This is a genomic window from Herbaspirillum sp. LeCh32-8 (genome assembly GCF_017814915.1).
Classification (GTDB): domain Bacteria; phylum Pseudomonadota; class Gammaproteobacteria; order Burkholderiales; family Burkholderiaceae_D; genus Herbaspirillum.
The window spans coordinates 172,135-184,699 of record NZ_JAGIPZ010000009.1 but is presented as its reverse complement, the minus strand read 5'-3'; the positions used below and the strand labels follow the sequence as shown (position 1 = coordinate 184,699).

The 12,565-nt window shown below is 61.9% G+C and carries 11 protein-coding genes; all 11 read left to right on the top strand.

Annotated elements, in window-relative coordinates:
- The first annotated feature begins 4 nt into the window (after nucleotides 1-4).
- The 11 genes from J8I26_RS16485 (at nucleotide 5) to J8I26_RS16435 (ending at nucleotide 12,539) form a co-directional block, all read left to right on the top strand.
- On the top strand, nucleotides 5-601 hold the full coding sequence (locus J8I26_RS16485) for an NADH-quinone oxidoreductase subunit C (protein WP_209608189.1): 597 nt from the start codon (nucleotides 5-7) through the stop codon (nucleotides 599-601).
- The gene (locus J8I26_RS16480; RefSeq protein ID WP_209608188.1) at nucleotides 601-1,854 is read left to right on the top strand and encodes an NADH-quinone oxidoreductase subunit D; all 1,254 of its coding nucleotides are present in this window, start codon (nucleotides 601-603) and stop codon (nucleotides 1,852-1,854) included. The genes J8I26_RS16485 and J8I26_RS16480 overlap by 1 nt, the downstream gene beginning before the upstream one ends.
- 101 nt (nucleotides 1,855-1,955) lie before the next feature.
- Nucleotides 1,956-2,447: an NADH-quinone oxidoreductase subunit NuoE gene (gene nuoE, locus J8I26_RS16475; RefSeq protein WP_209608187.1), complete on the top strand. Its 492-nt coding sequence runs from the start codon at nucleotides 1,956-1,958 to the stop codon at nucleotides 2,445-2,447.
- On the top strand, nucleotides 2,444-3,739 hold the full coding sequence (gene nuoF / locus J8I26_RS16470) for an NADH-quinone oxidoreductase subunit NuoF (RefSeq protein WP_209608186.1): 1,296 nt from the start codon (nucleotides 2,444-2,446) through the stop codon (nucleotides 3,737-3,739). Before nuoE ends, nuoF begins: the two co-directional genes overlap by 4 nt.
- A gap of 75 nt (nucleotides 3,740-3,814) precedes the next feature.
- Entirely contained in the window at nucleotides 3,815-6,142 is a 2,328-nt protein-coding gene (nuoG, locus tag J8I26_RS16465; protein ID WP_209608185.1) for an NADH-quinone oxidoreductase subunit NuoG, read from the top strand.
- The gene (gene nuoH / locus J8I26_RS16460) at nucleotides 6,142-7,212 is read left to right on the top strand and encodes an NADH-quinone oxidoreductase subunit NuoH (RefSeq protein ID WP_209608184.1); all 1,071 of its coding nucleotides are present in this window, start codon (nucleotides 6,142-6,144) and stop codon (nucleotides 7,210-7,212) included. The genes nuoG and nuoH overlap by 1 nt, the downstream gene beginning before the upstream one ends.
- Before the next feature lie 21 nt (nucleotides 7,213-7,233).
- A complete protein-coding gene (gene nuoI / locus J8I26_RS16455) occupies nucleotides 7,234-7,722 on the top strand; it encodes an NADH-quinone oxidoreductase subunit NuoI (RefSeq protein WP_079214406.1) in 489 nt (162 codons plus the stop codon).
- A 125-nt stretch (nucleotides 7,723-7,847) separates the two neighbouring features.
- Nucleotides 7,848-8,504 (top strand): NADH-quinone oxidoreductase subunit J, encoded by a 657-nt coding sequence (locus tag J8I26_RS16450; protein WP_209608183.1) that lies wholly within the window; start codon nucleotides 7,848-7,850, stop codon nucleotides 8,502-8,504.
- An 18-nt stretch (nucleotides 8,505-8,522) separates the two neighbouring features.
- Nucleotides 8,523-8,831, top strand: coding sequence for an NADH-quinone oxidoreductase subunit NuoK (gene nuoK, locus J8I26_RS16445; RefSeq protein WP_013233782.1), 309 nt, complete (start codon nucleotides 8,523-8,525; stop codon nucleotides 8,829-8,831).
- A 93-nt stretch (nucleotides 8,832-8,924) separates the two neighbouring features.
- Nucleotides 8,925-11,021, top strand: coding sequence for an NADH-quinone oxidoreductase subunit L (gene nuoL, locus J8I26_RS16440; RefSeq protein ID WP_209608182.1), 2,097 nt, complete (start codon nucleotides 8,925-8,927; stop codon nucleotides 11,019-11,021).
- A gap of 27 nt (nucleotides 11,022-11,048) precedes the next feature.
- Nucleotides 11,049-12,539 carry an NADH-quinone oxidoreductase subunit M gene (locus J8I26_RS16435; protein WP_209608181.1) on the top strand — a complete coding sequence of 497 codons (1,491 nt, stop codon included), beginning with the start codon at nucleotides 11,049-11,051 and terminating at the stop codon, nucleotides 12,537-12,539.
- Nucleotides 12,540-12,565: the final 26 nt, after the last annotated feature.

Here is a 12,565-nt window from a genome sequence, read left to right as displayed (position 1 = left end):
CAGTATGACAACAAAATTGGAAACTCTCGAAGCAGCCCTGCGTAACTCGCTTGGGGGGTATCTTCAGAATCTGACGGTGGCCCTCGGTGAAGTCACCGTGGTGGTCAAGGCCGCCGATTATCTCTCCGCGATGCGCGTGTTGCGCGATCACGCCGACACCAAGTTCGAGCAGCTGATCGACTTGGCCGGCGTGGACTACTCGACCTACGGCGACGGCGCCTGGGATGGCCCGCGTTTCGCGGTCGTCTCGCACCTGATGTCGTTGACCCACAACTGGCGCGTGCGTGTGCGCGTGTTCGCGGCCGACGACGACCTGCCCATCGTGGCCTCGGTCGACAACATCTGGAACTCGGCCGGCTGGTACGAGCGCGAAGCCTTCGACTTCTACGGCATCCTGTTCGACGGACACCCCGACCTGCGCCGAATTCTGACCGACTACGGTTTCATCGGTCACCCGTTCCGCAAGGACTTCCCGGTGTCGGGCTACGTGGAAATGCGTTACGACGCCGAGCAGAAGCGCGTCATCTATCAACCCGTAACGATCGATCCGCGCGAAATCACGCCGCGCATCATTCGTGAAGAAAACTACGGGATCAAATAATGGCAGAGATCAAGAATTACACGCTGAACTTCGGTCCCCAGCACCCGGCGGCGCACGGCGTGCTGCGTCTGGTGCTCGAGCTGGACGGTGAAGTCATCCAGCGTGCCGACCCGCACATCGGCCTGCTGCATCGCGGTACCGAGAAGCTGGCGGAGCAAAAGACCTTCCTGCAGTCCGTGCCTTACATGGATCGCCTGGATTACGTCTCGATGATGAGTAACGAGCACGGTTACGTGCTGGCCATCGAGCGTCTGCTGGGCCTGGAAGTGCCGCTGCGCGCGCAGTACATCCGCGTGATGTTCGACGAAATCACCCGCCTGCTGAACCACCTGATGTGGATCGGCGCACACGCGCTGGACGTGGGCGCGATGGGCGTGCTGCTGTACGCCTTCCGTGAGCGTGAAGACCTGTTCGACTGCTACGAAGCCGTGTCCGGCGCCCGTATGCACGCGGCCTACTATCGTCCGGGCGGCGTGTATCGCGACCTGCCGGACAGCATGCCGCAATACAAGGCATCGATCGTCCGTAACGAAAAGGCCATCCGCCAGCTCAACGAAAACCGTCAGGGCTCGCTGCTGGACTTCATCGAAGACTTCACCAACCGTTTCCCGACCTATGTCGACGAATACGAAACACTGCTGACCGACAACCGTATCTGGAAGCAGCGTCTGGTCGGCGTCGGCGTGGTGTCGCCGGAACGTGCTCTGCAGATGGGCTTCTCGGGCCCGATGCTGCGCGGCTCCGGTATTGCCTGGGACTTGCGCAAGAAGCAACCGTACGAAGTGTACGACCTGCTGGACTTCGATATCCCCGTCGGCAAGAACGGCGACTGCTACGACCGCTACCTGGTTCGCGTGGCCGAAATGCGTCAGTCCAACCGCATCATCAAGCAGTGCGTGGAATGGCTGCGCAACAACCCGGGTCCGGTGATTACCGACAACCACAAGGTTGCTCCGCCGAAGCGCACCGACATGAAGTCGAACATGGAAGACCTGATTCACCACTTCAAGCTGTTCACTGAAGGCTTCCGCGTGCCGCCAGGCGAAGCGTATGCCGCGGTCGAGCACCCGAAGGGCGAGTTCGGCATCTACCTGGTCTCGGATGGCGCCAACAAGCCTTACCGCCTGAAGATCCGCGCCCCGGGCTTTGCTCACCTGCAAGCGCTCAACGAAATGGCCAAGGGCCACATGATTGCCGATGCGGTCACCATCATCGGTACGCAAGACATCGTGTTCGGTGAAATCGACCGTTAAGACAAGGTCGGAGCAAGAGTAAAAGTAAAAGGCGGGCTTCCTCGTGAGGCTCGCACGGTTTGGGGAATATCCAATAAAACCGCGCGTCAGTCTGCGCATGGATGGCCAACGATATGCTGTTAAGTCAAGAAGCCCTTAAGAAAATCGATCGCGAACTCGCGAAGTATCCGGCGGATCAGCGCCAGTCCGCGGTCATGTCCGCGCTGCGCATCGCCCAGGTTGAACACGGCTGGCTGCCCGCCGAACTGCAGCAGGAAATCGCCGACTACATCGGCATGCCTGCCGTGGCGGTGCAAGAGGTCGCCACCTTCTACAACATGTTCAACACCAGCCCGGTCGGCAAGCACAAGATCACCGTGTGCACCAACCTGCCGTGCCTGTTGTCCGGCGGCGAGCGCGCCGCCCACCACCTGAAGCACAAGCTGGGTGTCGACTACAAGGAAACCACCGCTGACGGCCAGTTCACCGTGATGGAAGGCGAATGCATGGGCGCCTGCGGCGACGCACCGGTCATGCTGGTCAACAACCACCGCATGTGCAGCTGGATGTCCAACGACAAGATCGACGCGCTGCTGGAGGAACTGAAGAAATGACCTGCCTGCACGACCGCCACATCAAACCGCTGATCCTCGCCGACCTGAATGGCGAGAACTGGCATCTCGAAGACTACGTCAAGCGTGGCGGCTACGATTCGCTCAAGCGCATCCTGTCCGAGAAGATCACGCCCGAACAAGTCATCGCCGACCTCAAGGCCTCCGGCCTGCGTGGCCGCGGCGGTGCAGGTTTCCCGACCGGCCTGAAGTGGAGCTTCATGCCGCGTCAGTTCCCGGGCCAGAAATACCTCGTCTGCAATACAGATGAAGGCGAGCCGGGTACTTTCAAGGACCGTGACATCATTCGTTACAATCCGCACGCGCTGATCGAAGGCATGATCATCGGCGGCTACGCGATGGGCATCACGGTCGGCTACAACTACATCCACGGCGAGATTTTCTCCGCCTACGAAGTGTTTGAAGAAGCGCTGGAAGAAGCGCGCGCCGCCGGCTTCCTGGGCGACAACATCCTGGGCACCGATTTCAGCTTCCAGCTGCACGCGCACCACGGTTACGGCGCCTACATCTGCGGCGAGGAAACCGCGCTGCTGGAGTCGCTGGAAGGCAAGAAGGGCCAGCCGCGCTTCAAGCCGCCGTTCCCGGCCAGCTTCGGCCTGTACGGCAAGCCGACCACCATCAACAACACCGAGACCTTTGCGGCCGTGCCGTTCATCTTCAAGGTGGGCCCGCAAGCCTACGCCGAGATGGGCAAGCCCAACAACGGCGGCACCAAGATCTTCTCGATCTCGGGCGACGTCGAGCGTCCGGGCAACTACGAGATTCCGCTGGGCACCCCGTTCTCCACGCTGCTGGAGTTGGCGGGCGGTATGCGCGGCGGCAAGAAGATCAAGGCGGTCATCCCCGGCGGTTCGTCCGCTCCGGTGATCCGCGGCGACGTGATGATGGAAACCACGATGGACTACGACGCCATCGCCAAGGCCGGCTCGATGCTGGGCTCGGGTGCCGTCATCGTGATGGACGAGACGCGTTGCATGGTCAAGTCGCTGCTGCGCCTGGCGTATTTCTACTACGAAGAATCCTGCGGTCAGTGCACCCCGTGCCGTGAAGGCACCGGCTGGATGTACCGCATGGTGGAGCGTATCGAAAACGGTCACGGCAAGCTGGAAGATCTGGACGTGCTGAACTCGGTCGCCGACAACATCCAGGGTCGCACCATCTGCGCGCTGGGCGATGCGGCGGCGATGCCGGTGCGTGCGTTCATCAAGAATTTCCGCGAAGAGTTCGAATACCACATCGAGCACAAACACTGCCTGGTTCCGGCATATATCTGAACACGGCAGGGGGCGCCCGGCGGCGACAAGCTGCAGGCGCCGTTGGCAAAGAATATTTAGCTTGGGCAAACAGCCATGGTTGAAATCGAAATAGACGGCAAGAAGGTTGAAGTGCAGGAAGGCAGCATGGTCATGGATGCTGCCAATAAAGTCGGCACTTACATCCCTCACTTCTGCTATCACAAGAAACTGTCCATCGCGGCCAACTGCCGCATGTGCCTGGTCGACGTTGAAAAAGCGCCGAAGCCGCTGCCTGCCTGCGCCACGCCGGTGACCAACGGCATGATCGTGCGCACCGCGAGCGACAAAGCCATCAAGGCCCAGAAGGGCGTGATGGAATTCCTCCTGATCAACCACCCGCTGGATTGCCCGATCTGCGACCAGGGCGGCGAATGCCAGCTGCAGGATCTGGCCGTGGGCTACGGCGGTTCGACCTCGCGCTACAAGGAAGAAAAGCGCGTGGTGGAGCCCAAGAGCGTGGGCCCGCTGATCTCGATGAAGGAAATGAACCGCTGCATCCACTGCACCCGCTGCGTGCGCTTCGGCCAGGAAGTGGCCGGCGTGATGGAGCTGGGCATGCTGGGTCGCGGCGAGCACTCCGAGATCACCACCTTCGTCGGCAAGACCGTGGACTCCGAGCTGTCGGGCAACATGATCGACCTGTGCCCGGTCGGCGCGCTGACCTCCAAGCCGTTCCGCTACAGCGCCCGCACCTGGGAACTGTCGCGTCGCAAGTCGGTGAGCCCGCACGACAGCGTCGGCGCCAACCTGATCGTTCAGGTCAAGGGCGGCAAGGTGATGCGCGTGCTGCCGCTGGAGAATGAAGAAGTCAACGAATGCTGGATCTCCGACAAGGATCGCTTCGCCTATGAAGCGCTGGACAGCGATCAGCGCCTGACCAAGCCGATGTTGAAGCAAGACGGCAAGTGGCAGGAAGTGGATTGGCAGACCGCGCTGGAATACGTCGCGCATGGCCTGCGCAACATCCGTCACGAACACGGCGCCGATTCCATCGCCGCGCTGGGTACACCGTACTCGACGCTGGAAGAGCTGAACCTGCTGCAAAAGGTCGTGCGCGGCCTGGGTTCTGACAACATCGATTTCCGTCTGCGCCAGTCCGATTTCGCGCTGGACGGCCAGATCAAGCCGTGGCTGGGCATGTCGCTGGTGGAGTTCTCCCAGCTGAACCGCGTCTTCGTGATCGGTTCCTTCCTGCGCAAGGATCATCCGCTGCTGGCCGCACGCCTGCGCCAGTCGGCCAAGTCCGGCACCAAGATCAATGTGCTGCACGCCACCGACGACGACCTGCTGATGCCGGTCGCCAACAAGATCGTGGCAGCGCCGTCCGCATGGCTGGGCGCACTGGCCGAAGTGGCCGTCGCCGTGGCTGAAGCCCGTGGTATCGCCGCTCCCGCCGCCTACGCCGGCGTGACCGCTTCCGACGCTGCCAAGGCGACCGCCGCCAGCCTGCTGTCGGGCCAGTCCAAGGCCGTGTTCCTGGGCAACGCCGCCGTGCAGCATCCGCAGGCATCGCAGCTGCACGCTGCCGCGCAGTGGATCGCAGAACAGACCGGCGCCAAGCTGGGCGTGCTGACTGAAGGCGGCAACGCCGTCGGCGGTTACCTGGCCAACGCCGTGCCGACCGTCGGCCGTGGCGCCAACGCCGCCGCCGTGTTCGCACAGCCGCGCAAGGCATACCTGCTGCTCAACGCCGAGCCGGAACTGGACAGCTACGACCCGCAAGCCGCCGCCGCCGCGCTGAAGCAAGCCGAGATGGTGGTCGTGATGTCGGCCTACAAGCATGGCGCCGACTTCGCCGACGTGCTGCTGCCGATCGCGCCGTTCACCGAAACCTCGGGTACCTTCGTCAACGCCGAAGGCCGCGCACAAAGCTTCAACGGTACCGTCAAGCCGGCCGGCGACGCGCGTCCGGGCTGGAAGGTCCTGCGCGTGCTGGGCAACCTGCTGGAACTGGAAAACTTCGAGTACGAAACCTCGGAATCCATCCGCGATGAACTGCTGGGCAAGGAAACCGACCTGTCGGCACGCCTGAACAACGCCGCTTCGCTGCAGCCGCAAGCCGCAGCCGCCGCCTCCGGTTCGCTGGAGCGCGTGGCCGATGTGCCCATCTACTTCGCCGACGCCGTGGCGCGCCGTTCGCCGCCGCTGCTGGAAACCACCGACGGCCAGGTGCCCAAGGCATGGCTGTCCGCTGCGCTGGCCGCCAAGCTGGGCATCGCCGCCGGCGACCGCGTGAATGTGAAGCAAGGTCAGGGCAGCACACAGCTGGCCGCGGCCATCGATAAGAAACTGCCGGAAAACGTGGTCCGCGTCGCAGCAAGCCACGCCTCGACCGCCGCCCTGGGCGGCATGTTTGGCGCAATCGTCGTGGAGAAAGCGTAATGGATCAGCTGATCGCCCAAATCAACACGGCCGGCCCGGCGCTGCTGGGCCCCAGCCTGTTCACGCTGGTGTGGACCATCGTCAAGATCCTGGTGGTGATGGTGCCCATCCTGATCAGCGTCGCCTACATGACCTACTGGGAACGCAAGCTGATCGGCTGGATGCACGTCCGTCTGGGGCCCAACCGCGTGGGTCCCGCCGGTCTGCTGCAGCCGATCGCTGACGCCGTCAAACTGATCTTCAAGGAAATCAGCACGCCGTCGAAGGCCAACAAGGTGCTGTTCTACCTGGCGCCCGTGATGACCATCATGCCGGTGCTGGCAGCCTGGTCGGTGGTGCCTTTCGGTCCGGAAGCCGTGCTGGCCAACGTCAACGCCGGTCTGCTGTTCCTGATGGCGATCACCTCGCTGGAAGTGTACGGCGTGATCATCGCCGGCTGGGCCTCCAACTCGAAGTATGCGTTCCTGGGCGCCATGCGCGCCTCGGCGCAGATGGTGTCCTACGAAATCGCCATGGGCTTCTGCTTCGTGGTGGTTCTGATGGTTACCGGCAGCCTGAATATCGGCGACATCGTGATGGCGCAGCAGAAGGGCTACTTCCATGAGCTGGGCCTGAACTTCCTGTCCTGGAACTGGCTGCCGCTGCTGCCGGTGTGCGTCATCTACTTCGTCTCCGGCGTGGCTGAAACCAATCGTCACCCGTTCGACGTGGTCGAAGGCGAATCGGAAATCGTGGCCGGCCACATGATCGAATACTCGGGCATGTCGTTCGCGATGTTCTTCCTGGCGGAATACGCCGCGATGATCCTGATCTCGGCACTGACCTCGCTGATGTTCTTCGGCGGCTGGTCGTCCCCGATCGCTGCGCTCGACTTCATCCCTGGCTTCGTCTGGCTGCTGTTGAAGACCTTCTTCTTCCTGTCGCTGTACGTGTGGATCCGCGCTTCGTTCCCGCGTTACCGCTATGACCAGATCATGCGTCTGGGCTGGAAAGTGTTCATCCCGCTGACCCTGGTGTGGCTGGTGGTCGTGGCGATCTGGATCCAGTCGCCCTGGAATATCTGGAAATAAGTTTTAAGGCTGAGGCTAAAAATGGAAGCTATTAAGGATTTTTTCGGCAGCCTGATGCTCCGCGAGCTGTTCAAGGGCCTGGCCCTGACCGGTCGCTACCTGTTCAAGCGCAAGATCACGGTGCAATTCCCCGAGGAAAAAACGCCGATGTCGCCGCGTTTCCGCGGTCTGCACGCGCTGCGTCGCTACCCGAACGGTGAAGAGCGTTGCATCGCCTGCAAGCTGTGCGAAGCGGTGTGCCCGGCGATGGCCATCACCATCGAGTCCGAGCAACGTGACGACGGCTCGCGCCGCACCACCCGCTACGACATCGACCTGACCAAGTGCATCTTCTGCGGTTTCTGCGAAGAGTCCTGCCCGGTCGACTCGATCGTCGAAACGCACATCCTGGAATACCACGGTGAAAAGCGCGGTGACCTGTACTACACCAAGGAAATGCTGCTGGCAGTGGGCGACCGTTACGAAAACGAAATCGCCGCGGCGCGCGCCGCCGACGCTGCCTACCGCTGATCTCCTTCCCGCTCAGGCGAGCGGGGCAGGGAGGCAGGAATTGAAGTGCTTAGGAATGGATGTATGCGATGGATCGGCGGCCATGCCGCTGCTCCGGTGCTGACTGAACCAACTTCTGGTTGATTATGGAATTTAAAACTGTCTTGTTCTACGTGTTTGCGGTGATCCTGGTGGTCGCCGCCGTACGCGTCATCACGGCCCGCAACCCGGTCCACGCGGCCCTGTTCCTGGTGCTGTCGTTCTTCTCGGCGGCCGGTATCTGGATGCTGCTCAAGGCCGAGTTCCTGGCCATCGTGCTGGTGCTGGTCTACGTCGGGGCGGTGATGGTCCTGTTCCTGTTCGTGGTGATGATGCTCGATATCAACATGGACAAGCTGCGGGAAGGCTTCTGGGGTTACTTCCCGCTGGCCGCCACCATCGGCGTGATCATCGTGCTGGAAATGGCCGCCGTGCTGCTGCGCAGCTTCTGGACGCCCGAATCGCAGGTGCCGGCCGCCGCCGACACCATCGGCCAGACCAAGCCGCTGGGCAAGCTGATCTTCACCGAATATGTCTACGCGTTTGAAATCGCCGCCGTGATCCTGCTGGTGGCCATCGTCGCCGCAGTCGCACTGACCCTGCGCAAGCGCAAGGACAGCAAGTACTTCGATCCGGCTCAGGCCGTCAGGGTCAAGGCGTCCGACCGCATCCGCCTAGTGAGCATGCCGGCCGAGTCGACCCGCAATAACGGCACTGAAGCAGGCACCGGCGACGGTACCCCGGCTTCCGGTCAACAATCTTAAGAAGGGCGCACAAGAATCATGGCAATCACGCTCTCCCACTACCTGATCATCGGCGCGATCCTGTTCGCGATCTCGATCGTCGGCATTTTCCTGAACCGCAAGAACGTCATCGTGCTGCTGATGGCCATCGAACTGATGCTGCTTGCGGTCAACATGAACTTCATCGCGTTCTCGCATTACCTCGGCGATGCAGGCGGACAAATCTTCGTGTTCTTCATCCTGACCGTGGCCGCGGCTGAATCCGCGATCGGTCTGGCGATTCTGGTGGTGCTGTTCCGTAACCTGGATACCATCAACGTCGAAGATCTCGACAGCCTCAAGGGCTGATCCGCCGTCTGAGCGTTCTGGTTCGAATTTCATTTAAAGATGGGAGGCCCCGCAGCGGTAGAGCGGGGCAGCCAATAAGCGATAAGGTTCATCATGGCTGGGCAACTTAACCCACATCTGCTTCTTGTTGTACCCCTGGCGCCGCTGGCGGGATCGGCGATTGCCGGCCTGCTGGGCACCAAATTCTTCGGCAACGTGGTCGGCCGCAAGGTGTCGCACACCGCGACCATCCTGGGCGTGCTGGTGGCCGCGATCATCTCGCTGATGACGCTGCTGCAGGTGCTCGACGGCGCGACCTACAACGGCACCCTGTACAACTGGATGACCGTGGCCGGCCTGAAGCTGGAGATCGGCTTCATGGTCGACAGCCTGACCGCCATGATGATGTGCGTGGTGACCTTCGTGTCCCTGATGGTGCACATCTACACCATCGGCTACATGGCTGAAGACGAGGGTTACAACCGCTTCTTCTCCTACATCTCGCTGTTCACCTTCTCGATGCTCATGCTGGTCATGAGCAACAACTTCCTGCAGCTGTTCTTCGGCTGGGAAGCCGTGGGCCTGGTGTCGTACCTGCTGATCGGTTTCTGGTACACCCGCCCGACCGCGATCAAGGCCAACATGAAGGCCTTCCTGGTCAACCGCGTCGGCGACTTCGGCTTCATCCTGGGCATCGGCCTGCTGCTGGCCTACGCCGGTTCGATGAACTACACCGAAGTCTTCGCCAAGCGCGGCGAGCTGGCCCAGCTGACCCTGCCGGGCACCGACTGGATGCTGCTGACCGTGGCCTGCATCTGCCTGTTCGTCGGCGCCATGGGTAAATCGGCCCAGTTCCCGTTGCACGTCTGGCTGCCGGACTCGATGGAAGGCCCGACCCCGATTTCCGCGCTGATCCACGCGGCCACCATGGTGACCGCCGGTATCTTCATGGTCACCCGCATGTCGCCGCTGTTCGAGCTGTCCGACACCGCGCTGTCCTTCATCCTGGTGATCGGCGCCATCACCGCGCTGTTCATGGGCTTCCTGGGCACCATGCAGAACGACATCAAGCGCGTGGTGGCGTACTCCACGCTGTCGCAGCTGGGTTACATGACCGTCGCGCTGGGCGCCTCGGCCTACTCGGTCGCCGTGTTCCACCTGATGACCCACGCGTTCTTCAAGGCGCTGCTGTTCCTTGGCGCCGGTTCGGTCATCATCGGCATGCACCACGACCAGGACATGCGTAACATGGGCGGCCTGCGCAAGTACATGCCCATTACCTGGATCACCTCGCTCTTGGGTTCGCTGGCGCTGATCGGCACGCCGTTCTTCTCGGGCTTCTACTCGAAGGACTCGATCATCGAAGCCGCTGCCGAGTCGCACCTGGCCGGTTCGGGCTTCGCCTACTTCGCCGTGCTGGCCTCGGTGTTTGTGACCGCCTTCTACTCGTTCCGCATGTACTTCATGGTGTTCCATGGCAAGGAGCGTTTCGGCCAGGCCCACGCGCATGACGATCACCACGCCCCGGCCGCCGCTGCACATGCGCGCGACGACCACGGTCACGATGCCCACGGTCACGACGACCACGGCCACGACGATCACCACCACGGCCTGGCCCCGGGCCAGAAGCCGCACGAGTCGCCGCTGGTCGTGACCCTGCCGCTGATCTTGCTGGCCATCCCGTCGGTCATCGTCGGCTTCTTCGCGATCTCGCCGATGCTGTATGGCGACTTCTTCAAGGGCGTGATCTTCTTCGGCGAAAACCACAAGGTCATGGAAGAGCTGGCGCACGAGTACCACGGTCCGGTGGCCATGGTGACCCATGCCTTCACCAGCGCGCCGCTGTGGCTGGCGATCGCCGGCGTGGTCGTGGCTTACTACTGCTACATGGTCAACCCGCGCGTTCCGGCCTGGGTCAAGGAAAAGTTCAGCCTGATCTACACGATCCTGGACAACAAGTACTACATGGACAAGTTCAACGAAGTCGTCTTCGCCGGCGGTGCGCGCCTGCTGGGCAGCGGCCTGTCGACCGTGGGCGACCGCGGCATCATCGACGGCCTGCTGGTCAACGGCAGCGCCAAGGTGGTCGGCTGGTTCTCGAAATTCACGCGTCTCTGGCAGTCCGGTTACATCTATCACTACGCTTTCGTGATGATCATCGGGGTGCTCGGTTTCCTGGTGTGGTTCATGCCGTTCCCCTTCGCCAAGTAAGTTGTCAGAGTTAAGTAAAGAACAACCATGATGCAGTCAACATTTCCCATCCTGAGCGTCGCGATCTGGGTACCGATCGTCTTCGGTATCCTCGTGCTGGCTCTCGGCCGCGACAGCAACCCGGGCCTGGCCCGCTGGTTGGCGCTGTTCGGTTCGCTGGTCGGTCTGGTCGCAACTTTCCCGCTGATCCAGCACTTTGACCCGCTGGCGCATGGCTACCAGTTCGTCGAGAAGACGCCCTGGATCGATCGCTTCAATATCACCTACTTCCTGGGCCTGGACGGCATCTCGCTGTGGTTCGTGCCGCTGACCGCCTTCATCACGGTGATCGTGGTGCTGGCCGGCTGGGTGGTGATCCAGAAGCGCGTGGCCCAGTACATGGGCGCCTTCCTGATCCTCTCGGGCATCATGATCGGCGTGTTCTCGTCGCTGGATGCGATGCTGTTCTACGCCTTCTTCGAAGCGACCCTGATCCCGATGTTCATCATCGTGGGCGTGTGGGGCGGCGACAACCGCGTGTACGCAGCCTTCAAGCTGTTCCTGTACACGCTGGCCGGCTCGCTGCTGATGCTGGTCGCGCTGATCTACCTGTACTTCGTCTCCGGCGGCAGCTTCGACATCCCGACCTGGCACCAGCTGCCGCTGTCGATGCTGGAGCAAAAGCTGCTGTTCTTCGCCTTCCTGGCCGCCTTCGCGGTGAAGGTGCCGATGTGGCCGGTGCACACCTGGCTGCCGGACGCCCACGTGCAGGCGCCGACCGGCGGTTCCATCGTGCTGGCCGCGATCATGCTGAAGCTGGGCGCCTACGGTTTCCTGCGCTTCTCGCTGCCGATCCTGCCTGACGCCAGCCACGCGCTGTCCGGCTTCATGATTTTCCTGTCGCTGGTCGCTGTGATCTACATCGGCCTGGTGGCCCTGGTGCAGCAGGACATGAAGAAGCTGGTCGCGTACTCGTCGATCGCCCACATGGGCTTCGTCACCCTGGGCTTCTTCATGTTCAACGACATGGCGGTGCAGGGCGGCATCGTGCAGATGATCTCGCACGGCTTCGTGTCCGGCGCAATGTTCATGTGTATCGGCGTGCTGTACGACCAGATGCATACCCGTGAAATCGCCCAGTACGGCGGCGTGGTGAACAAGATGCCGCGCTTTGCCTTCTTCTTCATCCTGTTCTCGCTGGCCAACTGCGGCCTGCCGGCCACCTCCGGTTTCGTCGGCGAATTCATGGTGATCCTGGGCGGCGTGAAGTTCAACTTCTGGATCGGCCTGCTGGCCGCCACCGCCCTGATCCTGGGCGCGGCGTACTCGCTGTGGTTGGCCAAGCGCGTGATCTTCGGCGCCATCACCAATCACCACGTGGAAGAGCTGGTCGACCTGAACGGCCGCGAGTTCTTCATCCTGGGCTTGTTGGCGATCGCCACCATGGTGATGGGCCTGTACCCGGCCATCATTACCGACAGCATCCAGACGTCGGTCACCGACCTGCTGCAGCACGTGGCGGTCTCCAAGATCAACTGAACTTGAGTTGAGCTGGGCAAGCAGTA